Genomic DNA, 22,690 nt, shown 5'->3' with positions numbered 1-22,690 from the left:
GCCCGGAATGCTCCGGGCGGGGGCGCCGCGCAGTGTCCTCGAGGGGCGTCAGAGGCCGAGCTCGACCTCGAACTCACCCGCCTCCAGGATCGCCTTGACCGCCGTCAGGTAACGGGCCGCGTCGGCGCCGTCCACCAGGCGGTGGTCGTAGGACAGGGTCAGGTACGTCATGTCGCGGACGCCGATGACCGTGCCCTCCTCGGTCTCGATGACGGCCGGGCGCTTGACGGTGGCGCCGATGCCGAGGATCGCGACCTGACCCGGCGGCACGATGATCGTGTCGAACAGCGCGCCGCGCGAACCGGTGTTGGAGATGGTGAAGGTCGCGCCGGACAGCTCGTCCGGGGTGATCTTGTTGCCCCGGACCTTGCCCGCCAGGTCGGCCGTGGCCTTGGCGATGCCGGCGAGGTTGAGGTCGCCGGCGTTCTTGATGACCGGGGTCATCAGGCCCTTCTCGGAGTCCACCGCGATACCGATGTGCTCGGTGTCGAAGTAGGTGATGGTCCCCTCGGCCTCGTTGATGCGGGCGTTGACGGCCGGGTGGGCCTTCAGCGCCTGCGCGGCGGCCTTGACGAAGAACGGCATCGGGGAGAGCTTGACGCCCTCACGGGCCGCGAACGCGTCCTTGGCGCGGGCGCGCAGCTTCATCAGGCGGGTCACGTCGACCTCGACCACCGACGACAACTGGGCCTGCTCGTGCAGGGCCTTGACCATGTTGTCGCCGATGACCTTGCGGATCCGCGGCATCTTCACGGTCTGGCCGCGCAGCGGCGAGGCCTCCAGGACCGGGGTCTTCCTGGCGGCGGGGGCCTGGGCGGCCGGGGCCGGGGCGGGGGCGGGGGTCCTGGCGGCCTCGGCGGCGGTCAGGACGTCCTGCTTGCGGATGCGGCCGCCGACGCCGGTGCCCTTGACGGTGGACAGGTCGACACCGTTCTCGGCGGCGAGCTTGCGCACCAGCGGGGTCACGTAGGCGCCCTCGTCCGTCGCCTGGGCGGCGGCCGGAGCCGGGGTGACCGGGGCGGGGGCGGGCGCCGGAGCGGACGGCACCGGCTCGGGGGCCGGGGTGGTCTCCTGCTGCGGGGCCGGAGCCGTCGGGGCCTGCGGGGCCGGGGCGGCGGGGGCGGGTGCCGGAGCGGCCGGGGCCGCGGGGGCGGCAGCCGGAGCCTCGGCGGCGGGCGCCGGAGCCGGGGCGGCCGGAGCCGGGGCGGCCGCGGGAGCGGCCCCCGGAGCGCCGATGACGGCGAGCTTGGCGCCCACCTCGGCGGTCTCGTCCTCCCCGACCACGATCTCCAGCAGCACACCGGAGGTGGGCGCCGGGATCTCGGTGTCGACCTTGTCCGTGGAGACCTCGAGCAGCGGTTCGTCGGCCTCGACGGAGTCGCCGACCGACTTCAGCCAGCGGGTGACGGTGCCCTCGGTGACGGACTCGCCCAGCGCGGGCAGGACCACGTCCGTGCCCTCGGCGGAGCCGCCGCCGGCGGCGGCCTCGGCGGTCGGGGCCGGGGCGGGGGCGGCCTGCTCGGTGGAGGGGACGGCCTCGGCGGCCGGAGCGGCCTCGGCGGCGGGGGCGGCCTCGGCGGCGGGGGCCGAGGCGGCGGCGGGGGCGCCGGACCCGTCGTCGATCAGGGCCAGCTCGGCGCCGACCTCGACCGTCTCGTCCTCGGCGACCTTGATGGAGGCCAGCACGCCGGCGGCGGGGGAGGGGATCTCGGTGTCGACCTTGTCGGTCGAGACCTCGAGCAGCGGCTCGTCGGCCTCGACGCGCTCGCCCTCGGCCTTCAGCCAGCGGGTGACAGTGCCCTCGGTGACGCTCTCGCCGAGCGCCGGAAGGGTTACGGAAACCGCCATGGTTTCGGTTGCTCCTAACGGATGGGATCTCCCCCGGTCGCATCGACCTGTGTCGAGGACCGGGGGAAGCGGAAGTCTGTGTCGTCGCGCCCGACGACCGAAGCGTCAGTCGTGGGAGTGCAGCGGCTTGCCGGCCAGCGCCAGGTGGGCCTCGCCGAGCGCCTCGTTCTGCGTCGGGTGGGCGTGGACGAGCTGGGCGACCTCGGCCGGCAGCGCCTCCCAGTTGTAGATCAGCTGGGCCTCGCCGACCTGCTCGCCCATGCGGTCGCCGACCATGTGGACACCGACCACGGCACCGTCCTTGACCTGGACGAGCTTGATCTCGCCCGCGGTCTTCAGGATCTTGCTCCTGCCGTTGCCCGCCAGGTTGTACTTGAGAGCGACGACCTTGTCCGCGCCGTAGATCTCCTTGGCCTTGGCCTCGGTGATGCCGACGGAGGCGACCTCCGGGTGGCAGTACGTCACCCGCGGGACACCGTCGTAGTCGATCGGAACGGTCTTCAGACCGGCCAGGCGCTCCGCGACCAGGATGCCCTCGGCGAAGCCGACGTGGGCGAGCTGGAGCGTCGGGACCAGGTCACCGACGGCGGAGATGGTCGGGACGTTCGTGCGCATGTACTCGTCGACGAGCACGTAACCGCGGTCCATGGCGACCCCGGCCTCCTCGTAGCCCAGGTCCTGCGAGACCGGGCCGCGGCCGACGGCGACGAGGAGGACCTCGGCCTCGAACTCCTTGCCGTCGGCGAGGGTGACCTTGACACCGTCCTGGGTGTACTCGGCCTTCTCGAAGAAGGTGCCCAGGTTGAACTTGATGCCGCGCTTGCGGAAGGCGCGCTCGAGGAGCTTGGAGGAGTTCTCGTCCTCGACGGGGACGAGGTGCTTCAGACCCTCGATGACCGTGACGTCGGCACCGAAGGACTTCCAGGCGGAGGCGAACTCGACACCGATGACGCCGCCGCCGAGGATGATCGCGGACTTCGGCACGCGGTCCAGGACGAGGGCGTGGTCCGAGGAGATGACGCGGTTGCCGTCGATCTGCAGGCCCGGCAGCGACTTCGGCACGGAGCCGGTCGCCAGCAGGACGTGACGGCCCTGGAGCCGCCGGCCGTTGACGTCGACGGAGGTCGGGGAGGACAGCCGGCCCTCACCCTCGATGTAGGTCACCTTGCGGGAGGCGATCAGACCCTGCAGGCCCTTGTACAGGCCCGAGATGACGTCGTCCTTGTACTTGTGGACGGCCGGGACGTCGATGCCCTCGTAGGTGGCCTTGACGCCGAACTGCTCGCTCTCACGCGCCTGGTCGGCGATCTCCCCCGCGTGCAGCAGGGCCTTGGTGGGGATGCAGCCCCGGTGCAGGCAGGTGCCGCCGACCTTGTCCTTCTCGATCAGGGCGACGTCCAGGCCCAGCTGCGCCCCGCGCAGGGCCGCGGCGTAACCACCGCTACCACCGCCGAGGATCACTAGGTCGAAAACGGTGCTGGCGTCGTTCGCCACGTCACGTCCTCCATGCATGTGCGCCGTGCGCCGGTCGTCGGTGACCGACAGGCGGCTGGTGTCCGGCCGCTGAAGCTTCGGCCCTTCGGTGGGGGCCCTGTCCTGCCGAGCCCCATCTTCGCACTTGTCGGAGCCAGGCGAGACGCCGGGCCGGGGTGTGATACGTCGCACGTCGGCGGCCGGGGCGGGGCACCCGGCCGCGAGGGGGCGGGACCGTGCCGGCGGGCGGCACCGCCCCGTGGAGCACCGGCACCGCGCGGGCGGCGCCGCCCCGTGCCGGCACGGGGCGGCGCGGACTCAGCCGAGGTCGCCGGCGGCGGTCAGCTCAGCGAGCCGCACCAGCGTGCGCACGCCGCTGCCCGTGCCCCCCTTCGGCGTGTAGCCGAAGGGGGCCTGCTCGTTGAAGGCCGGACCGGCGATGTCCAGGTGGGCCCAGGTGATGCCCTCGCCGACGAACTCACGCAGGAACAGGCCGGCGACCAGGCCGCCGCCCATCCGCTCGCCCATGTTGGCGATGTCGGCGGTGGCGGAGTCCATGCCCTTGCGCAGGTGCTCCGGCAGCGGCATCGGCCAGGCGTCCTCGCCGACCTCCTCGGCGGCCTCCTGGATCGCGCCGCGGAACGCGTCGTCGTTGCCCATGATCCCGAAGGTGCGGCTGCCGAGCGCCAGCACCATGGCGCCGGTCAGGGTCGCGACGTCCACGATCGCGTCCGGGTTCTCCTCGGAGGCGGCCCACAGCGCGTCCGCCAGCACGAGCCGGCCCTCGGCGTCGGTGTTCAGGACCTCCACCGTCTTGCCGCTGTACATGCGCAGCACGTCACCCGGACGAGTGGCGGAGCCGGAGGGCATGTTCTCGGCCAGCGCGAGCCAGCCGGTGACGTTGACCGGCAGGTTCAGGCGGGCGGCCGTGACGACGGCGGCGAACACGGCGGCGGCGCCGCTCATGTCGCACTTCATCGTCTCGTTGTGGCCGGCCGGCTTGAGCGAGATGCCGCCCGAGTCGTAGGTGATGCCCTTGCCGACGAAGGCCAGGTGCTTGTCGGCCTTGGAGTGGGTGTACGACAGCTTCACCAGCCGCGGCGCCGACGCGGAGCCGGCGCCGACGCCCAGGATGCCGCCGTAGCCGCCCTTGGCGAGCGCCTTCTCGTCGAGCACCTGCACCTTCAGGCCGTGCTCCTTGGCCGCGGCCTGCGCGATCGCCGCGAACGCCTGCGGGTTGAGGTCGTTCGGCGGCATGTTGACGAGGTCGCGGGCGCGGTTGAGCTCCTCGGCGACGGCGACGGCGCGCTCGAGGGCCGCCTTGTGGGCCTTGTCGCGGGGCTTGGCACCGAGCAGGACCGCCTCGGCGAGCGGCGCCTTGGCGTTCTTCGCGCCGCCGTTGCCGGCGGTGTCCTTGTAGGTGGTGAACGCGTACGCGCCGAGCAGGGCACCCTCACCGACCGCGCCCACGCCGGCCGCGTCCGCGGCGGGCAGGGCGAAGGCGGCCTTCTTCGTGCCGGCGAGGGCACGGGCGGCCGCGCCGGCGGCACGGCGCAGCGCCTCGTTGCCGTACTCGGCGTCCTTCTCCGGCTCGGAGCCCAGGCCGACCGCCAGCACGAGCGGAGCCTTGAACCCGGACGGCGCCGGCAGCTTCGTCACCTCGCCCTCGGCACCGGACGCGCCGAGGGTCTCCAGGACGTCGGCCAGCCTGCCGTCGTACGCCGCCTCGACGGCCTCGCCGCCCGGCGCGACGACCAGGTCACCAGAGCGGGATCCAGTGCCCTTGGCGACACCGATCACGATCGCGTCGGCCCGCAGGCCGGGCGCCGCGGCGGTGCTGAGAGTGAGAGCAGTCACGGTGGTGAAATCTCGCTTCCCTATGAAGAGTGTGTGGTCGAATGCGGGTGGGTCGACCGGGCCCGACACCCGACCCTGGATCCCTCCGGCGGAGCGGTCCTTACCCGGGCGGGTGAACACCCGGCACGAGCCTACGCGCGGTGAGCGGCCGGTCGTGCCCCGGCCGTTCACCCGGTGGTGGCGTCGTGGCCACGCCCGCATCCTCGCATCCTGCGACCCCTTCCACACGCGCCGGGTGGCGGGCGCCGGGGCGTGCCGGCCGGCCGCGGACCAACGTCCGTGCGGCGTACGGGAGTCGGCCATCATCGACGCCGTACGCGCCCCTCACCTCCAGGAGTCCGCCGTGAGACGCCCGATCCTGTCCGCCGTCCTGCTCGTGCTGCTGGCCGGCTGCGCGCACGACACCGGGACGGGCGCACCGCGCGCCGGGGAGCCCCGGACGACGTCCTCCCGCGGCCCGGACGGCGACGACGCGTCCCGCGACGGCGACCGCTGGCGGCCGCGCCCCGGGACGCCGTGGCAGTGGCAGCTCAGCGGCCGCCTGGACACCTCCGTCGACGTGCCGGTGTACGACATCGACGGCTTTGACCACACCCGGGCCACGGTCGCCGCGCTCCACCGCCAGGGCCGCCGGGTGATCTGCTACGTCTCCACCGGCGCCTGGGAGGAGTTCCGCCCGGACGCCGGCGCGTTCCCCGCCGGCGTGCTCGGCGAGGGCAACGGCTGGAAGGGGGAGCGCTGGCTCGACATCCGCCGCACCGACGTGCTTCGCCCGCTGATGGCGGCCCGCCTGGACATGTGCCGGAAGAAGGGCTTCGACGCGGTCGAGCCCGACAACATGGACGGCTACCGCAACCGCACCGGCTTCCCGCTGACCGCCGCCGACCAGCTCCGCTACAACCGGCTCGTCGCCGGACTGGCCCACGACCGGGGCCTGTCGGTCGGGCTGAAGAACGACCTCGGCCAGATCCCGCAGCTGGTCGGGGAGTTCGACTTCGCCGTCGACGAACAGTGCGCCCAGTACGGCGAGTGCGACGCCCTCAGGCCCTTCGTCGCGGCCGGCAAGGCCGTGTTCCACGTCGAGTACGAGCTGCCGACGAGCCGCTTCTGCCCGGTCTCGCGCCGGCTGGGGCTGAGCTCACTGCTGAAGAGGTACGACCTGGGAGCGTGGCGGCGGGCGTGCCCGGGGTGAACCCGGTGACCCGGAAGGGGGGCCCGCCGCCTCACCCCAGGGACAGCACGGCCAGGGCGGTGGTCGCCGCGGCCTCGGCGAGGGCCCCGAAGACGTCGCCCGTCACACCGCCGAAGCGGCGCACGCAGTGACGCAGGAGGAGTTCGGCCACGACGACGGCGAGGACGACCGCGGCCGCGGCACGAACGGCGCCGTCCGCGCCGAGTGCGGTGCCCGCCGCGGCCGCCGCCGCGATGACCAGCGGCGCCGCGAGCAGCGCCCGGCGCGTGGGCACGACGCCCGCGACCGCGGAGCCCAGCCCCTCGGGACGGGCGGCCGGCACCCCGGCGCGGGCGGCGAGGGTGAGCGCCAGACGGGCGGCGGCCGCCGCGACGACGGCGGCGAGCGCGCCGCGCGCCCACGAGTCGCCGTAGGCCTGCGCCAGGGCACCCACCTGCGCGAGGAGCACGAACAGCAGCGTGATCACGCCGAACGGCCCGATGTCCGACTGCTTCATGATCCGCAGCGCGCCCTCCGCGGGCTTCCCGCTGCCGAGGCCGTCCGCGGTGTCGGCGAGCCCGTCGAGGTGCAGGCCGCGGGTCAGGACGGCGGGTACGGCCGCGGTGGCGACGGCGGCGAGCAGTGGGCCGGCGCCGAGCAACAGCAGCAGCACGCCGACCGCGGCGGCGGCCGCCCCGACCACCAGGCCGGCCACCGGGGCCCACAGCATCCCGCCCCGGGCGGCCTCCCGGTCCCAGCGGCTCACCCGGACCGGGAGGACGGTGAGGGTGCCGAAGGCGAACCGGAGACCGGGCAACGGGGGGATCATGGACACGCCGGAAGGGTACGCGACCGCCCACGACCGGCCCGGGCGGTGGGCGCCCGGTCCGCGCGGGGCGCCCGTCCCGGCCGGCGCCCGGCTCGGGCGGGCGACCGGCCCGCGGTCCCATTCCGCGCGCCGCTGCGGCACCGGCGTGCGAACGGCACACTGCGTATATGGGGCATTGGCTGTACAGGAACGTGGTCGAGCCGGGCAAACTGCCGCTGCTCCTCGCCCTGGCCGCCTTCGTCGTCACCTTCCTGGCGACCCGGCTCGTCACCCGTCTCATCCGCGCCGGAAGGGGCCCCTTCGGCAACGTCAAGGCGGGCGGCCTGCACATCCACCACGTCGTCCCCGGGGTCCTCCTCGTCGTCGTCGGCGGGTTCGGCGCGGTCGCCGGCGGCGGGCGCGGCTTCGGCTCGGGGGCCTTCGCGGTCGTCTTCGGTGTGGGCGCCGGCCTCGTCCTGGACGAGTTCGCGCTGATCCTGCACCTGGACGACGTCTACTGGAGCGAGGCCGGGCGGCAGAGCGTGGAGGTCGTGGTCCTCACCGCGGCGCTGGTCGGACTGGTCCTCGCGGGGTTCACGCCGTTCGGCGTCAACGACATGTCCCAGGAGGAACTGCAGGGCCGCGGCGCGGTGATCAGCACTGTCGTCGCGAACTTCGCCCTCTCGCTCGTCTCGCTCAGCAAGGGCAAGGTCCGCCTGGCCGTGTTCGGAGTGATCATCCCTGCGATCGCGCTGGTCGGCGCGGTCCGCCTGGCACGCCCCACCTCACCCTGGGCCAGGCGCTTCTACCGGCGCCGCCCGCGGGCCCGCGCCCGCTCCAGCCTGCGGGCCTACCGCCACGACCGGCGCTGGGAGGGCCCGCGCCGCACGTTCCAGGACTGGATCGGCGGCAAGCCCGACCCGGAGATCACCCGCGCGCCCGGCCCCCGCTGAGCAGGGGCGGCTCCCCGTCGGCCCCGCCCCGGTCAGTCCTGCGCCGGCTGCTGTCCGTCCGCCGGCTGCTCCCCGACCGCCGGCATGTCCGGGCCCGGCCGCTCGGGCAGTTCGGCGGACAGCGCCGCCGCGGCCCGGACCAGCGGCAGAGCCAGCAGCGCTCCCGTGCCCTCGCCGACACCCACCCCGTGGTCGAGCAGCGGCTCCAGCGCCATCCGGTCCAGCGCCTTGGCCTGTCCCGGCTCGCCGCTGTGCTGCCCCGCCAGCCACCAGTCCGGCGCCCGGAAGGCCACCCGCTGGCCCACCAGCGCGCACGCCGCCGACACGACCCCGTCCAGGATCACCGGCGTCTTCCGCACCGCGCTCTGCAGCAGGAAGCCCGTCATCGCGGCCAGGTCCGCGCCGCCCACCCGGGCCAGCAGCTGCAACTGGTCCCCGAGGACGGGCCGCGCCCGCCGCAGCGCGTCCCGGACGGCCGCGCACTTGCGCATCCACGTCAGGTCGTCGATGGCCTCGCCACCGCGCCCGGTCACCACGGAGGCGTCCGTCCCGCACAGCGCGGCGACGAGGACCGCCGCAGCGGTGGTCCCGCCCACGCTCACGTCGCCGAGCACCACGAGGTCCGTCCCGGAGTCGGCCTCCTCGTCGGCCACCGCGACCCCCGCCCGGAAGGCGGTCTCCGCCTCCTCCAGGGTCAGCGCGTCCTCGACGTCGATGCGGCCGCTGCCGCGCCGCACCCGGTGCCGCACGACGCCCTCGGGCAGGCTCCCGGGCTCGCAGTCCAGCGCCATGTCGACCACCCGCACCGGCACGCCGAACCGCCGGGCCAGCACGGAGACGGGCCGGGCGCCCTCCAGGACCGCCCGCACGAGCTGCCCGGCGCTGCCCGCCGGCCTGGCCGAGACGCCCAGCGAGGCGACCCCGTGGTCGCCCGCGAACAGCACCACCCGCGGGTGTTCGACCGGCCGCACCGGCACCGCGCCCTGCGCCGCGGCCAGCCACTCACCCAGGTCGTCGAGGCGCCCCAGCGAGCCGGGCGGCACGACCTGCCGCTCCCGGCGCGCCTCAGCGTCACGGCGCACACCGCCGTCGGGCCGCTCGATCAGATCGGTGAAGTCGTCGAGATTAAGCGAGCTCATTCGCCGAACAGTACCGGCCCTGATCGAACACGACGGCGCCACGTGGCCACCACACCGGCGCGACGTCGTTGCACCCAAGATCCCGATCCCATACGTTCCCTTTGCAGCGGATTGTCGTCCGTCCCTGCGGTACGCCCCTCGCGCCCCCACGGGAGCCGCACATGCCGCCTCTGCCGTACGCCCCGCGGGTCTACGACCCGCGCCGCATCGCGTACGCCGCCGAACTCGCCCAGGGGACCGACCGCTTCAGCGAAGCGCGTCGCGAGGACTGCCCGTGGTGCGGCTCCGGCCGGCTGTGCGCCCGGTTGCGCGCGCCCGACCTGCTGCAGCACAAGCCGGGGACGTTCGCGGTCGACCGGTGCCGGGACTGCGGGCACGTCTTCCAGAACCCCCGGCTCACCGCGCAGGGCCTGGTCTTCTACCACCGGGACCTCGACGACGCCGAGGACGGGCCGCGCGGTGGCCCCGCCCAGCGCGTCCTCGCGGCCCGCCGCGGTCACCGGCGGCACCGGGCCGTCGCACGGCTGATGTGGAACGTGGGGGAGCCGGAGAGCTGGCTGGACGTCGGCACGGGCCACGCCCACTTCCCCCACGCGGCGAAGGAGGTGTTCCCCTACACCTCCTTCGACGGCCTCGATCCGACGCCGCGCGTGCAGCAGGCCGGCGCCGCCGGGCGGATCGAGGAGGCGCACGTCGGCTACCTGGCCGACCCGCAGGTCGCGGAACGCCTGCGCGGCCGCTACGACGTCGTCAGCGTCTTCCACCACCTGTCCCACGTCCCGGATCCGCGCGCGGAACTGCGGGGCGCCCTCACCGCCCTGCGCCCCGGCGGACACCTGCTGGTCGAACTCCCCGACCCGCACAGCGTGTTCGCCCTGCTGTTGGGCAAGTGGTGGCTGTCCCACGGCCAGCCGCGCCACCTGCACCTGATGCCGCTGCGCAACCTGCGCGCGGAACTGGAGTCGCAGGGCTGCACGGTCCTCGTCACCGACCGCCGCACCCCCCACACCCCCCGCGACCTGTCCGCGGCCGCAGCGCTCGCGCTCACCCACGTCCTGCCCCGGGCCGACGCTCCCTGGCGCGACACCCCGCCGAGCGATCTGCAACGCGGGGCGCGGGCCGCCCTGGCCGCGGTGGCCGAGCCGCTCGTGGCAGCGGCGGCCGCCGTGGACCACGCCCTGGCACCGCTGGTGCGCCGGAGCCCGTTCTCGAACGCCTACCGCCTCGTCGCCCGCCGCGACATCGCCTGAACCCCGCGGTATCGCCCGGTCACGTGCGGCTGCGGGTGGCGTGCCGTGCGCCGCCGTGGCGTGGCCGGCCGGACCGCCGTCGTCAGCCGCGCAGGACCAGTGCCTGGCCCGCCACCGCCAGCAGCACGTGCTCGCACTCGTCCGCGAACGCCGCGTTCAGGCGCCCGAGTTCGTCGCGGTAGCGGCGGCCCGAGGCGGTGGCGGGCACGATGCCCGAGCCCACCTCGTTGGAGACCGCGACCACGGTCCGCCGGGTCCCGCGCACCGCGGACGTCAGCCGCGCCACCCGCTCCCGCAGTGCCCGCTCCCCGCCGTCCGCCCACTGCGCGTCGTCCCAGGCGCCGACCGAGTCCATCGCGTCCGTCAGCCACAGCGACAGACAGTCGATCAGCAGCGGCGGTCCGTCCTGCTCCAGCAGCGGCACCAGGTCGCACGTCTCGGCCGTGCGCCACGACCCCGGCCGCCGCTCCCGGTGCGCCGCGACCCGGGCCGCCCACTCGGTGTCGCCGTTGCGCGACCCTCCCGTGGCGACGTACAGCACGTCGGGGAAGGACTCCAGCCGCCGTTCTGCCTCCACCGACTTGCCCGACCGGGCCCCGCCGAGCACCAGTGTCCGCCGCGGCACGTCCGGCACCTCCTCGTAGGCCCCGACCACCAGGGTGGTCCCGTCCGGCACGGCCCGCGCGCCCGCCGCCGCGAGCCGGCGCCCCAATTCCGTGCCCGGCGGCACATCGTGGTCGAGGTGCACGGCGACGACGTCCGTGGTCGGCCCGACCGCCCCCACCGCCCGCAGCTTGGCCAGGGCGTCCGGCCGTGCGACGACGTCGGCGAGGACCATGTCGTACCGCTCGGCGGAGCCCTCCTCCAGCCCGGCCGGCGCGCCGCCCGGCGGCAGGTACAGCAGCCGCAGCCCCTCCGACCCGGTCACCGCGTACCCCGTGCCCGGGCCGTCCAGGGCCACCGCGCGCACCCGGTGCCCCGTCAGCAGGGCCAGCTCCCGCCCGTCCGGCACCCGGCCGGGCTGCGGCAGCCCGTTCGGGACCTCGACCGGGGGGCCGTCGTGCGGGTGCGACAGCAGCACCTGCCCCACGCCGGCCAGCGAATGCCCGGCGCGGGCGGCCGCGAACGCCGCGCCGGGCGTCAGGTCCAGCAGCAGCGCCCCGTCGACGAGCAGCGCGGTCGCCGACCGCACGTCGACGCCGAGCGATGTCGCGCACGCCGCGCAGGGACAGTCGGGGCGGGGGAGTCCCGCGGGGGCACCGGTGCCGAGCAGAGTCACATCCACGGACCGATTTTCCCGTCTCGCCGCGGGACCTGCGCGCCCGAGGTCACCATGGGCGCCGCCGTACCGGGTCCGGGGCCTCCGGGCGTCCTCGCCCCCCACCGTCCCCGGGGTGGCCGGGAGTGCCCGGGGGCCGGCGCGGGGCCGACGCCCCCGGCCCGGCCGTCGCGTGCCCACGGCCGGTGCCCGAGGCCCGCTCACGACCGTCGCCGGTGGCCGAGGCCCGCTCGCGACCGTCGCCGGTGGCCCGGTTCCGCCCCGGGAGCCGCCGGGGGCGCCCGGGACGTGCCGCCGGGCCGGAATGGGGCCCCGGCCACGCCGGGGCGGGCCCGTGCCACCCCGCGGCACCGGAGTGTCACCGATCACCCACGGCGTGCTGACGGCACACCCGGGGCAGCACATAGGGTGCGGAGCGGGAGCCGGACCACCGTCCGGCTTCCGCTGTGCAGTGTGCTCACACAGGGAGGCGTACATGGCGGCATGGACGTGGCGGTTCGAGACGACCGACGGGACGGAGGTCCAGCCCGCGGTGCAGCCCGAGGAGTTCGGCACCCAGGGCGACGCCGAGTCCTGGATCGGCGAGAACTGGAAGGCCCTGCTCGACGGCGGCACGGACCAGGTCAGGCTGTTCGAGGACTCCTCGGAGATCTACGGCCCGATGAGCCTGCACGCCGACCAGTCGTAGCCGCCGGACGGGGCGGGGCGAGGGGAGCGGGGCGGACGGCCGCGGCCGGTTCCGTCCCCTTCTCACTGCTCGCCCAGCGTCACCTCCGCCGTCCGCTCCGCGCCGTCGCGCAGGTACGTCACCGTGGTCTTCTGCCCGGGCTTGCGGGTGGCCAGGGCCTCCGCCAGCGAGGTCATGGTGGTGATGCCCGCATCACCCACCCGGGTGATGACGTCCCCGGCCCGCAGCCCCGCCGCGTCGGCCGCCCCGCCCCGCTGGACCTCCACGACGGCGACGCCGGCGGCCTGGAAGCCGGCGTCGGTCAAGGTGCGGCCCGTGATGCCGAGAGCCGCCCGGCCCGAGTCCGTCACCCTGCCGTCCTTGACGATCTGGCCGGCGACCTTCTTCACCAGCGAGGCGGGGATCGCGAAGCCGATGCCGGGCGCCGCGCTGCCGCCGAGGACGGGGTCGATGGCGGCGAGCGTCGGGATGCCGACGACCTGCCCGCCCAGATCAGCCAGCGCGCCCCCGCTGTTGCCCGGGTTGATCGCGGCCGACGTCTGCACCATGTTGCTGATCGTGGCTCCCGGGCCACCGTCGCTCGGCTCGCTGACGGTCCGCCCGGTCGCCGACACGATGCCCTGCGTCACGCTCGAGGACAGCCCGAGCGGCGAGCCCATCGCCAGCACGATCTGCCCGACCTCGACCTTCGCGGAGTCGGCGAACGAGGCGGCCTTCAGCCCGCGGGGCACCCGGTCCAGCCGGACGACCGCGAGGTCCTGCTGGGGATACGAGGAGACAAGGCGTGCGGTGAGCACCTCCTGGCTGTTGGCGGTGGTCACCTGGAACGTCCTCTTGTCCCCGACGACGTGCGCGTTGGTGACGATGTGCCCCTTGGCGTCGTACACGACCCCCGACCCCAGTTCGCCACCGGCCTGGATCTGCACGACCGAGGGCAGGACGCCCCTGATCACCCGCTGGTAGTCCTTCTCCAGGGGGTTGGCCGTGTGCGGGACGACCGCCGGCCGGCTGCGGGAGTCCTTCTTCGTGGCGGCCGCCTCCCCGGGCTCCGAGTCGCTGCACCCGGACAGCGGCGCGGCGGCACACACCAGCGCGGCGAGGACACCGGCCGGCCGGAGGGCACGCCTGCGGGCGCGGGAGAAGTCCATGTGCCGAGTCTCCCCGCGGGGCGGGGGTCCGGCCTGCGGGACTCACCCGGACGAGCGGCGGACCCCGGCGCGCCTGCCGCCCGGCACCGCACGGTGCCCCGGCCCGCTCGGCCGGGCCCCGTTCCCCACCCTCAGCCGCGCACCCCGCACAGGTGCAGCAGCGCCGCGACCGCGCGGTACGGATCCGTGCGCCCGGCCCGTTCCTCGACCGCCAGCAGCGCCTCCGTGTCGGCCGGCGGCTCCGTGCCGTCCGCGGCCGTGTCCGTGAACACCCGCACGCCGTACCAGGCGTGCAGCGGCGCCCCGATGCCGGCCAGGGTCGCGGTCAGGGTCTCGCGCCGGTCCGCCCGGACGCCGGGCTCCTCCCGGGCGGGGGCCGCGCCGTCCGGGTCCGTTCGGGGACGGGGGAGGTACGCGGACGAGCCGAAGGCGGCCAGCGCCCCGGCCCAGTCCCCGGACAGGCCCGGCAGCATGGCCGGCGCGTCGCCGTTGCGCACCAGCAGCGACAGCAGACCGCCCGGCGCGAGCATGCGCGCCAGCCCCGCCAGCAGCGGATCCGGCTCCTCCACGTGCATGAGCACGCCGTGGCAGAGCACCACGTCGAAACTGCCCGGCAGGAAGTGCACGCCGGTGTCCTGGCCGTCGCCCTCGACGATCCGCATCCGTGCCCGGATGCCCTCCGGCTCGGCGGCGAGGGCCGCACGCGCCGCGGATATCGTCGCCGCGTCCCGTTCGAGACCGGTGACCTGGTGTCCGGCCCGGGCCAGACGCAGTGCCTGTGTCCCCTGGCCCATCCCCACGTCGAGCACCCGCAGCCGCTGGCCGACCGGGAACCGCCCGGCTATCTGCTCCTCGAGCTGGCGGGCGACCAGCTCCTGCCGTACGACGTCACGCAGTGCGCCCGGCCCGCTCAGCCCGGCGTCCGCCGCGCCCCCGGTGAAAGCGGTCCCGCTCAGGGCCGCTCCCCGCGCTTGACCTGCGGCTTCGGCAGACGCAGCCGGCGCATCTGGAGGGTGCGCATCAGTGCGTAGGCGATGGCGCCCTTCCGGTTCTGGTCCGGGAAGCGCTCGGCGAGCTGCTTCCTGAGGCGGAACCCGGTGGCGAGGGAGTCCAGGACGATCAGGACGATCACCACCAGCCACAGCAGCAGCGCGATGCTCTGCAGGGAGGCCACCCGGATCATGCTGAGCACGAGGATGACCACGGCCATCGGCAGGAAGAACTCCGCGATGTTGAACCGCGAGTCGACGAAGTCGCGGGCGAACTTGCGGACCGGGCCCTTGTCACGGGCCGGGAGGTAACGCTCGTCTCCGCCGGCGAGCGCCTGGCGCTGCCGCTCCATCGCGGCACGGCGCTCCTCGCGCTGCCGCTTGGAGGCGTCCTTGCGCGTCATCGAGGTATTGGCGACACCGCGGCGCTGGGACTGGGCCTCACTGCGCTTCGGCGTGGGCCTGCCCTTCGGGGCCTGCGGGTCGCGGGGCTGCTTGGAGAAGTTGACCGGGGCCTTGGCGGCGCCCGGTGCCTTCTCTTCCTTGGCACGGCTACGGAACACAAAACCCAAGGGTAAGGGCTTGACCCGCATGGACCCCAGCCCGGCGGGGAACGATCCGGCAACACAGTTCGTCCGGAGGGGGGACGAGGGGAACGACGGACGTGTCCCGCCGTCCGGAGCCGGGGGACGATCCCTGACGGACACCTCCTCCCTGCGCCGGAGCGCCGGACGTCCGCAGTCGTTCTTGGGGATGACCGTATCCGCCGCCGAACAGTGCGGTAATGGAGGCAGGGCCCGTACTGTGGGTTCTGTCGCAGAGCTGGAGCCGTAGTCCGTCAGAAGGGGGCGCGCGAAGCCCATGAGCGGTGTCATGAAGCGTATGGGAATGATCTTCCGCGCGAAGGCGAACAAGGCCCTTGACCGGGCTGAGGATCCGCGCGAGACCCTCGACTACTCGTACCAGAAGCAGTTGGAGCTCCTGCAGAAGGTGCGCCGCGGCGTCGCCGACGTGGCGACCTCCCGCAAGCGTCTGGAGCTCCAGCTCAACCAGCTGCAGCAGCAGTCCACCAAGCTGGAGGACCAGGGCCGCAAGGCGCTCGCGCTGGGCCGGGAGGACCTGGCCCGTGAGGCGCTCTCCCGCCGGGCCGCGCTCCAGCAGCAGGTGACGGACCTCGAGACGCAGCACGCGACGCTTCAGGGCGAGGAGGAGAAGCTCACCCTGGCGGCGCAGCGGCTCCAGGCCAAGGTCGATGCCTTCCGCACGAGGAAGGAGACCATCAAGGCGACCTACACGGCGGCCCAGGCGCAGACCCGCATCGGCGAGGCCTTCTCCGGCATCTCGGAGGAGATGGGCGACGTCGGCCTGGCGATCCAGCGGGCCGAGGACAAGACGGCGCAGCTCCAGGCACGCGCCGGCGCGATCGACGAGCTGCTGGCCTCCGGCGCTCTGGACGACCCCTCAGGCACCCGCAAGGACGACATCCAGGCCGAGCTGGACCGGCTCTCCGGTGGTACGGATGTAGAGCTGGAACTGCAGCGCATGAAGGCCGAGCTGGCCGGGGGCACCTCGTCCCAGCAGCAGGCGATCGAGGGCGGCACGGACCAGGCCCGGCCCCAGCAGCAGCCGCAGGACACTCCCCGCTTCGACAAGCAGTGACCGCGTCGCACAGCCGGGGCCGGACGCCGAGGAGGCCGACATGATCGTGCGGATCATGGGAGAGGGGCAGGTGAGGCTGGCCGATGGCCACCTCGCCGAGCTGAGCACGCTGGACGACGAGCTCCTGGCCGAGATGGAGAACGGCGACGGCCCCGGCTTCCGCCGCACCCTGGGCGCCCTGTTGTCCAAGGTCCGCGAGCTCGGCGAGCCGCTGCCGGACGACTCCCTGGAGCCGTCGGAGCTGATCCTCCCGTCCCCGGACGCGACCTTGGAGCAGGTCCGGGAGCTCCTCAGCGACGACGGCCTGATCCCGGGCTGAGGGCTGCCCCGCAATCCCCCGGCGGGCGCACGACGACAGCTACGGCACCTCGCCACGTTGCCGGATCGCCCGAACACGCCCAGTACGAGGACGACCCTCCGCCTTGCGACGCACCGCATCCGACGCCGCGCCCTGATCCACCGCGGACTACGGGACAGCCCTCAGGGACCGTCCGGCGGCCCGTCCCGCGGACGCCGGGCCCGGCACGCCCGCCCGCGGCGTCGTCGCCGCTTGCCGCTCCGCGTCCACACCCTCCTCCGCCGTGCGGCCGCACGCACCGGGGCCCCGCCGACCCGGGCTGCGGAGTGACGCCGGTCTCCTCCGACCTGATCCGCCCGGACAGCCCCCGAGGGGCTGTCTCGCCGCCACCCCGAGGCCGGCCGCCGTACCCGAGGACCGGGCCGCCGGTGTGGCCGGTGCCGGCCGCACCGGATCCCGGTGCGGCGGGACCGGCACGCCCCGGAGCCTGGGCGCGGCGCCCACCCCTGCCCCCGCCCGTCGGCATCGGCTCGGCCCCTCCCGCGTAGCCGAACCGGCCCCCCGGTCCAGGCGTGAGTCGGTCAACGGCGGCATCCCGGCCTACGAGCGGCGGCGTACCCGCCCGCACCGGTGCCCCCGCCCGTCACCGTCGGCTCTGCCCGCCCCGCGGGTGCGGCCGCCGTCCGGGCCAGGCGGGAGCCGGAGAAGGCGGCGGCGACCCCGGACGAGCGGGGAGGCGGTCCCGCGGCCGCTCGCACAGGCGTGCGTGAGCGTGGTCGTGTCCCGCCCTCCGGGAACACGTACGGTGGACCACCGTGAGTACCGCCACGCCCTTCGCCCGCGCCCGCTGCCGGCTCGCGGCACACCCCCTGGCGCTGGACGCGGCGCTCGCCGCCGGCGTGCTGGTGTGCATGGTCGCGGGCTCCTTCGTCGCCCCCCGCCAGGACCACGGCGGCAGCTGGGGGGTGCGCACCCCGGACGTGCTCAGCCTCGTCCTGATGACCGCCGGCGCCGCCGCCCTCGTCCTCCGCCGCCGCGCTCCCCGCGGCGTGCTCGCCGTCACCGGCGGCGTCTCGCTCGTCGAATGCGTCACCGGCGATCCGCGCGCCCCGGTCGCCATGTCCGCCGTCGTCGCCCTCTACACCGTCGCCGCCACCACCGACCGCCCCACCACGCGGCGGCTGGGCCTGCTCACCATGACCGTGCTGACCGGTGCCGCCATGATCGCCGGCCCGCTGCCCTGGTACGCGCAGGAGAACCTCGCCATCTTCGCCTGGACCGGCATGGCCGCCGCCGGCGGTGACGCCGTCCGCAGCCGCCGCGCCTTCGTGCACGCCATCCGGGAGCGCGCCGAGCGGGCGGAACGCACCCGCGACGAGGAGGCCCGCCGCCGGGTCGCCGAGGAGCGCCTGCGCATCGCCCGGGACCTGCACGACGTGGTCGCCCATCACATCGCCCTCGTCAACGTCCAGGCCGGCGTCGCCGCCCACATGATGGACAAGCGGCCCGACCAGGCCAAGGAGGCCCTCGCCCATGTGCGGGAGGCGGGCCGCAGCGCACTCGACGAGCTGCGCGCCACCGTCGGGCTGCTGAGGCAGTCCGGCGATCCGGAGGCCCCCACCGAACCAGCCCCCGGGCTGGACCGCCTCGACGAACTGGCCGGCACCTTCCGCAGCGCCGGCCTGCACCTGGAGGTCGCCCGCGCCGACCACGGCACCGTCCTCCCCGCGGCCGTCGACCTGGCCGCGTACCGGGTCATCCAGGAGGCCCTGACCAACGTGCACAAGCACGCCGGCGGCACGGCGAAGGCCGAGGTCAGCGTCGTCCGCGTCGGACCCCACGTCGAGATCACCGTCCTCGACGACGGGTCGGGCGGCGACGGCGTCCACGAGACGGGCGGCGGGCACGGGCTGCTCGGCATGCGGGAGCGGGTCACCGCGATCGGCGGCACCCTGACCACCGGTCCCCGCTACGGGGGCGGCTTCCGCGTCCATGCGATCCTGCCCCTGGAGACCCGCACCCGCGCCCCGGGGGACACCGCATGACGATCCGCGTCCTGCTCGCCGACGACCAGGCGCTGCTGCGCAGCGCCTTCCGCGTGCTCGTCGACTCCGAGCCCGACATGGAGGTGGTCGGCGAGGCGTCCGACGGCGCGGAGGCGGTGCGCCTGGCGACGGAGCGGCGGGCGGACGTCGTGCTGATGGACATCCGCATGCCCGGCACCGACGGCCTCGCCGCCACCCGCATGATCAGCGCCGACCCGGCCCTCGCGCACGTCCGCGTGGTCATCCTGACCACCTTCGAGGTCGACGACTACGTCGTGGGTTCGCTGCGGGCGGGCGCCTGCGGGTTCCTCGGCAAGGGCAGCGAGCCCGAGGAACTGCTCAGCGCCATCCGGGTCGCGGCCGGCGGCGAGGCGCTGCTGTCCCCGGCGGCCACCAAGGGCCTGATCGCCCGCTTCCTCGCGCAGGGCGACGCCGCCGGCGACGACCGCGACCCCGCCCGCTCCGGGCGGCTCGCCGCGCTCACCGTCCGCGAACGCGAGGTGCTCGTCCAGGTCGCCGGCGGCCACTCCAACGACGAGATCGCCGAACGGCTCCAGGTCAGCCCGCTGACGGTGAAGACGCACGTCAACCGCGCCATGGCCAAGCTGGGCGCCCGCGACCGGGCCCAGCTCGTGGTGATCGCCTACGAGTCCGGTCTGGTCCGCCCCCGGGGCGAGTGAGGGAGGCATCCGCCGGTCCGTCCGAGGGTGGAGCGCCCGGAGCCGCGTGTACTGCGGCCGGAGTAGGGGCGGCGGAAGAAATGGACCAGGGGTCTACGGTTCGCCGTGAGGTCATGGCCCAAGGTGGAGGGGCGGGCGCTCACCTGCGTCCGGTGCCGCATCCGCCGCTGACTGAAGAGAGACCCTGACCCATGTCCTGGCTGTCCAGACTCAGCCTCGCGCAACGGGCCCTGACAGGGCTGACGTCGATCGTCGCGCTCGTCTTCGGGGCGATCGCGATACCCCAGCTCAAGCAGCAGCTGCTGCCCAGCATCGAACTGCCCGTGGTGTCCGTGCTCGCGCCCTACCGGGGCGCCGCCCCCGACGTGGTCGAGAAGCAGGTCGTCGAGCCGATCGAGAACAACCTCAAGGGCGTCGACGGCATCACCGGTGTCACGTCCACGGCCAGCGAGGGCAACGCCGTGATCATGGCGTCCTTCGACTACGGCAACGACACCAAGCAGCTCGTCGCGGACGTCCAGCAGGCCGTCAACCGGGCCCGGGCCCAGCTCCCCGACACCGTCGACCCGCAGGTCGTCGCCGGCTCGACGGACGACATCCCGACCGTCGTCCTCGCCGTCACCTCCTCCCGGGACCAGCAGGCCCTGGCCGACCAGCTCGACCGGACGGTCGTACCGGCACTGAAGAACATCGACGGCGTCAGCCGGGTCGGCGTCGACGGCGTACGGGAGGTCCAGGTCACCGTCACGCCCGACGACGGGAAGCTGGCCCGCGCCGGCCTCACCACCGCCGCCCTGGGCGACGCCCTGCGGGCCGGCGGCGCCACCGTCCCCGCCGGCTCCTTCGACGAGGGCGGCGCCAACCGCACCGTCCAGGTCGGCGGCGGCCTCACCTCCCTGCGGCAGATCCAGGACCTGATGGTCACCGGCGAGGGCGCGGGTGCGAAGAAGCCGGTCCGACTCGGCGACGTGGCCACCGTCCGGGAGGAGCCGGCCAAGGCCGACGCGATCACCCGCACCGACGGCCGGCCCAGTCTCGCCGTCGCCGTCACCATGGACCACGACGGCAGCGCGGTCGCCATCTCCGACGCGGTCGCCGACAAGCTGCCGGAGCTGCGCGCGAGCCTCGGCTCCGACGCGAGGATCACCGTCGTCAGCGACCAGGGCCCCGCCGTGGCCAAGTCCGTCCAGGGCCTGACCACCGAGGGCGCGCTCGGCCTGCTCTTCGCGGTCCTCGTCATCCTGGTCTTCCTGGCGTCGGTCCGCTCCACGCTGGTCACGGCGGTGAGCATCCCGCTGTCCGTCGTCCTCGCCCTGATCGTCCTGTGGACCCGGGACCTGTCGCTCAACATGCTGACGCTGGGCGCGCTGACCATCGCCATCGGCCGTGTCGTCGACGACTCGATCGTGGTCCTGGAGAACGTCAAGCGGCACCTCGGTTACGGCGAGGAGCGCCGGGAGGCGATCCTCACCGCGGTCCGCGAGGTGGCCGGCGCGGTGACGTCCTCCACGCTCACCACGGTCGCCGTCTTCCTGCCGATCGGTCTGGTCGGCGGCATGGTGGGCGAGCTGTTCGGCCCGTTCAGCCTGACGGTCACCGCCGCCCTGCTGGCGTCCCTGCTGGTGTCGCTGACGGTCGTCCCGGTGCTCTCGTACTGGTTCCTGCGCGCGCCCAAGGGCACCCCCGCGGAGGCGGAGGAGGCCCGCCGCCGCGCCGAGGAGAAGGAGGCGAGGAGCCGCCTGCAGCGCCTGTACGTGCCCGTGCTGCGCTTCGCCACGCGCCGCCGTCTGACCAGCGTCGCCATCGCGGTGATCGTGCTCGTCGGCACCTTCGGCATGACCCCGCTGCTGAAGACGAACTTCTTCGACCAGGGCGACCAGAAGGTCCTCACCGTCAAGCAGCAGCTGCAGCCGGGCACGAGCCTGGCCGCGACCGACGCGCAGGCGAAGAAGGTCGAGAAGCTGCTCGCGGGCATCGACGGCGTCGAGAACTACCAGGTGACCGTCGGCTCCTCCGGCTTCATGGCGGCCTTCGGCGGCGGCACGGACAGCAACCGGGCCTCGTACCAGGTCATGCTGGAGGACTCCGCCTCCTTCGAGGACGTGCGCGACCGCATCGAGGACGGCCTGCACCGGCTCTCCGGCATCGGCACCACCACGGTCTCGGCCGGCGACGGCTTCGGCGACCAGGATCTGAAGGTCGTCGTCAAGGCCGCCGACGCCGACGCGCTGCGCACGGCGGCGGAACGGGTCCGCAGGACCGTCGCGGGACTCGACGACGTCACGAACGTCACCAGCGACCTGTCCCAGAGCGTGCCGCGGATCTCGGTCCGGGCGAACGCGAAGGCCGCCGCCGCGGGTCTGAACGACCAGGTGCTCGGCGCCGTCGTCGCCCAGGCCGTGGACGGCACCCCGGCCGCCAAGGCGGTCCTGGACGACACCGAGCGCGACATCGTCATCCGGTCGGCCAGGCCGGCCACGACCCTGCAGCAGCTGCGCGACCTGCGCGTCGGCCCGGCGCGGCTGTCCGACGTCGCCACGGTCCGGCTCGTGGACGGCCCCGTGTCGATGACCCGCATCGACGGCCGCCGGGCGGCGACCGTCACGGCCAAGCCGACCGGCGACAACACCGGCGCGGTCAGCGCCGACCTCCAGTCGAGGATCAAGGCGCTGAAGCTCCCGGCCGGCGCGACCGCGGAGATCGGCGGTGTCACGCAGGACCAGGACGACGCCTTCAAGAACCTGGGCCTGGCGATGCTCGCGGCGATCGCGATCGTCTTCATGCTGCTGGTGGCGACCTTCCGCTCCCTGGCGCAGCCGCTGATCCTGCTGGTGTCGATCCCGTTCGCGGCGACCGGTGCGCTCGGCCTGCTGATCGCCACCGGCACGCCCATGGGCGTCCCGGCGATGATCGGCATGCTGATGCTCATCGGCATCGTGGTCACGAACGCGATCGTGCTGATCGACCTGATCAACCAGTACCGCGCCCAGGGCCACGGGGTCGTGGACGCCGTGATCGAGGGCGGCCGCCACCGGCTGCGCCCGATCCTGATGACGGCGCTGGCCACGATCTTCGCCCTGCTGCCGATGGCCCTGGGCGTCACGGGCGAGGGCGGCTTCATCGCCCAGCCCCTGGCGGTGGTCGTGATCGGCGGCCTGGTCACGTCCACCCTGCTGACGCTGCTGCTGGTGCCCACGCTCTACGCGATGCTGGAGCTGCGCAAGGAGCGGCGGGCGATGAAGAGGGCGGCGAAGAGGGCGGCGAAGGAGCCGGCCGAGACCCCGGAACCGGCGGGGGTCTAGGACCGGAACCCCAAAGGCTCAGGCCCGCCGGAACACCTCGGGTGTTTCCGTGCCGCCCTTGTTGATGATGTCCTGCTTGGCGCGGGCGACGCCCTCGAGGACC

At 74.3% G+C, this 22,690-nt stretch carries 18 protein-coding genes; 9 read left to right on the top strand and 9 right to left on the bottom strand.

The genetic code is table 11. The annotated features are described in order from the left end of the window. Positions 1–48: 48 nt before the first annotated feature. From sucB to ACWDNY_RS27660, 3 genes are all read right to left on the bottom strand, one after another. Positions 49–1,848 carry a 2-oxoglutarate dehydrogenase, E2 component, dihydrolipoamide succinyltransferase gene (gene sucB, locus ACWDNY_RS27670; RefSeq protein WP_451648512.1) on the bottom strand — a complete coding sequence of 600 codons (1,800 nt, stop codon included), beginning with the start codon at positions 1,846–1,848 and terminating at the stop codon, positions 49–51. Positions 1,849–1,953: 105 nt separating this feature from the next. After that, positions 1,954–3,342 (bottom strand): dihydrolipoyl dehydrogenase, encoded by a 1,389-nt coding sequence (gene lpdA / locus ACWDNY_RS27665; protein ID WP_451648511.1) that lies wholly within the window; start codon positions 3,340–3,342, stop codon positions 1,954–1,956. Between the two features lie 297 nt (positions 3,343–3,639). Beyond that, positions 3,640–5,178 (bottom strand): leucyl aminopeptidase, encoded by a 1,539-nt coding sequence (locus ACWDNY_RS27660; protein WP_451648510.1) that lies wholly within the window; start codon positions 5,176–5,178, stop codon positions 3,640–3,642. A 343-nt stretch (positions 5,179–5,521) separates the two neighbouring features. Here ACWDNY_RS27660 and ACWDNY_RS27655 point away from each other — a divergent pair, with 343 nt between their 5' ends. Then, on the top strand, positions 5,522–6,370 hold the full coding sequence (locus ACWDNY_RS27655; RefSeq protein ID WP_451648509.1) for an endo alpha-1,4 polygalactosaminidase: 849 nt from the start codon (positions 5,522–5,524) through the stop codon (positions 6,368–6,370). Between the two features lie 31 nt (positions 6,371–6,401). Here the strand turns inward: ACWDNY_RS27655 and ACWDNY_RS27650 are convergent, their stop codons facing one another. Then, the gene (locus tag ACWDNY_RS27650; protein WP_451648515.1) at positions 6,402–7,178 is read right to left on the bottom strand and encodes an adenosylcobinamide-GDP ribazoletransferase; all 777 of its coding nucleotides are present in this window, start codon (positions 7,176–7,178) and stop codon (positions 6,402–6,404) included. A 167-nt stretch (positions 7,179–7,345) separates the two neighbouring features. On the opposite strand from ACWDNY_RS27650, the gene ACWDNY_RS27645 reads away from it, so the two are divergent. Then, on the top strand, positions 7,346–8,110 hold the full coding sequence (locus ACWDNY_RS27645) for a hypothetical protein (RefSeq protein WP_451648508.1): 765 nt from the start codon (positions 7,346–7,348) through the stop codon (positions 8,108–8,110). Between the two features lie 32 nt (positions 8,111–8,142). Here ACWDNY_RS27645 and cobT read toward each other — a convergent pair whose 3' ends face one another. Beyond that, positions 8,143–9,249 (bottom strand): nicotinate-nucleotide--dimethylbenzimidazole phosphoribosyltransferase, encoded by a 1,107-nt coding sequence (cobT, locus tag ACWDNY_RS27640; protein ID WP_451648507.1) that lies wholly within the window; start codon positions 9,247–9,249, stop codon positions 8,143–8,145. A 161-nt stretch (positions 9,250–9,410) separates the two neighbouring features. Here cobT and ACWDNY_RS27635 point away from each other — a divergent pair, with 161 nt between their 5' ends. Beyond that, entirely contained in the window at positions 9,411–10,499 is a 1,089-nt protein-coding gene (locus ACWDNY_RS27635; RefSeq protein WP_451648506.1) for a class I SAM-dependent methyltransferase, read from the top strand. Between the two features lie 82 nt (positions 10,500–10,581). On the opposite strand, the gene ACWDNY_RS27630 is transcribed toward ACWDNY_RS27635, so the two are convergent. Beyond that, positions 10,582–11,784 (bottom strand): bifunctional adenosylcobinamide kinase/adenosylcobinamide-phosphate guanylyltransferase, encoded by a 1,203-nt coding sequence (locus ACWDNY_RS27630; protein ID WP_451648505.1) that lies wholly within the window; start codon positions 11,782–11,784, stop codon positions 10,582–10,584. Positions 11,785–12,253: 469 nt separating this feature from the next. Between ACWDNY_RS27630 and ACWDNY_RS27625 the strand changes: the two genes are divergently transcribed. Beyond that, positions 12,254–12,466 carry a hypothetical protein gene (locus ACWDNY_RS27625; RefSeq protein WP_451648504.1) on the top strand — a complete coding sequence of 71 codons (213 nt, stop codon included), beginning with the start codon at positions 12,254–12,256 and terminating at the stop codon, positions 12,464–12,466. 62 nt (positions 12,467–12,528) lie between these two features. Here the strand turns inward: ACWDNY_RS27625 and ACWDNY_RS27620 are convergent, their stop codons facing one another. The 3 genes from ACWDNY_RS27620 to ACWDNY_RS27610 form a co-directional block, all read right to left on the bottom strand. Beyond that, positions 12,529–13,614 (bottom strand): S1C family serine protease, encoded by a 1,086-nt coding sequence (locus ACWDNY_RS27620; protein ID WP_451648503.1) that lies wholly within the window; start codon positions 13,612–13,614, stop codon positions 12,529–12,531. Positions 13,615–13,745: 131 nt separating this feature from the next. Then, complete coding sequence (locus ACWDNY_RS27615; protein ID WP_451648513.1) at positions 13,746–14,486, bottom strand: class I SAM-dependent methyltransferase; 741 nt, start codon at positions 14,484–14,486, stop codon at positions 13,746–13,748. Positions 14,487–14,566: 80 nt separating this feature from the next. Then, positions 14,567–15,166 carry a DUF3043 domain-containing protein gene (locus ACWDNY_RS27610; RefSeq protein ID WP_451648502.1) on the bottom strand — a complete coding sequence of 200 codons (600 nt, stop codon included), beginning with the start codon at positions 15,164–15,166 and terminating at the stop codon, positions 14,567–14,569. A gap of 298 nt (positions 15,167–15,464) precedes the next feature. Between ACWDNY_RS27610 and ACWDNY_RS27605 the strand changes: the two genes are divergently transcribed. The 5 genes from ACWDNY_RS27605 to ACWDNY_RS27585 all read left to right on the top strand — a co-directional run bounded on the left by ACWDNY_RS27605 (position 15,465) and on the right by ACWDNY_RS27585 (position 22,587). Next, the gene (locus tag ACWDNY_RS27605) at positions 15,465–16,262 is read left to right on the top strand and encodes a PspA/IM30 family protein (RefSeq protein ID WP_451648501.1); all 798 of its coding nucleotides are present in this window, start codon (positions 15,465–15,467) and stop codon (positions 16,260–16,262) included. Positions 16,263–16,302: 40 nt separating this feature from the next. Continuing rightward, on the top strand, positions 16,303–16,581 hold the full coding sequence (pspAA, locus tag ACWDNY_RS27600) for a PspA-associated protein PspAA (RefSeq protein WP_451648500.1): 279 nt from the start codon (positions 16,303–16,305) through the stop codon (positions 16,579–16,581). 794 nt (positions 16,582–17,375) lie between these two features. Next, positions 17,376–18,605, top strand: a complete 1,230-nt coding sequence (locus ACWDNY_RS27595) for a sensor histidine kinase (protein WP_451648499.1) — start codon at positions 17,376–17,378, stop codon at positions 18,603–18,605. Further along, positions 18,602–19,285: a response regulator gene (locus ACWDNY_RS27590; protein WP_451648498.1), complete on the top strand. Its 684-nt coding sequence runs from the start codon at positions 18,602–18,604 to the stop codon at positions 19,283–19,285. The genes ACWDNY_RS27595 and ACWDNY_RS27590 overlap by 4 nt, the downstream gene beginning before the upstream one ends. 191 nt (positions 19,286–19,476) lie before the next feature. Beyond that, positions 19,477–22,587 carry an efflux RND transporter permease subunit gene (locus tag ACWDNY_RS27585; protein WP_451648497.1) on the top strand — a complete coding sequence of 1,037 codons (3,111 nt, stop codon included), beginning with the start codon at positions 19,477–19,479 and terminating at the stop codon, positions 22,585–22,587. Positions 22,588–22,690: the final 103 nt, after the last annotated feature.

Source organism: Streptomyces sp. NPDC003697 (assembly GCF_053587115.1).
This window is presented reverse-complemented; position numbering and strand designations above follow the sequence as displayed.

Bases quoted from the DNA above. Each gene is read 5' to 3' on its own strand.
- ACWDNY_RS27650 (WP_451648515.1), bottom strand. From the start codon at position 7,178: ATGATCCCCCCGTTGCCCGGTCTCCGGTTCGCCTTCGGCACCCTCACC.
- ACWDNY_RS27635 (WP_451648506.1), top strand. From the start codon at position 9,411: ATGCCGCCTCTGCCGTACGCCCCGCGGGTCTACGACCCGCGCCGCATC.
- cobT (WP_451648507.1), bottom strand. From the start codon at position 9,249: ATGAGCTCGCTTAATCTCGACGACTTCACCGATCTGATCGAGCGGCCC.
- sucB (WP_451648512.1), bottom strand. From the start codon at position 1,848: ATGGCGGTTTCCGTAACCCTTCCGGCGCTCGGCGAGAGCGTCACCGAG.
- ACWDNY_RS27605 (WP_451648501.1), top strand. From the start codon at position 15,465: ATGAGCGGTGTCATGAAGCGTATGGGAATGATCTTCCGCGCGAAGGCG.
- ACWDNY_RS27620 (WP_451648503.1), bottom strand. From the start codon at position 13,614: ATGGACTTCTCCCGCGCCCGCAGGCGTGCCCTCCGGCCGGCCGGTGTC.
- ACWDNY_RS27585 (WP_451648497.1), top strand. From the start codon at position 19,477: ATGTCCTGGCTGTCCAGACTCAGCCTCGCGCAACGGGCCCTGACAGGG.
- pspAA (WP_451648500.1), top strand. From the start codon at position 16,303: ATGATCGTGCGGATCATGGGAGAGGGGCAGGTGAGGCTGGCCGATGGC.
- ACWDNY_RS27645 (WP_451648508.1), top strand. From the start codon at position 7,346: ATGGGGCATTGGCTGTACAGGAACGTGGTCGAGCCGGGCAAACTGCCG.
- ACWDNY_RS27590 (WP_451648498.1), top strand. From the start codon at position 18,602: ATGACGATCCGCGTCCTGCTCGCCGACGACCAGGCGCTGCTGCGCAGC.
- ACWDNY_RS27625 (WP_451648504.1), top strand. From the start codon at position 12,254: ATGGCGGCATGGACGTGGCGGTTCGAGACGACCGACGGGACGGAGGTC.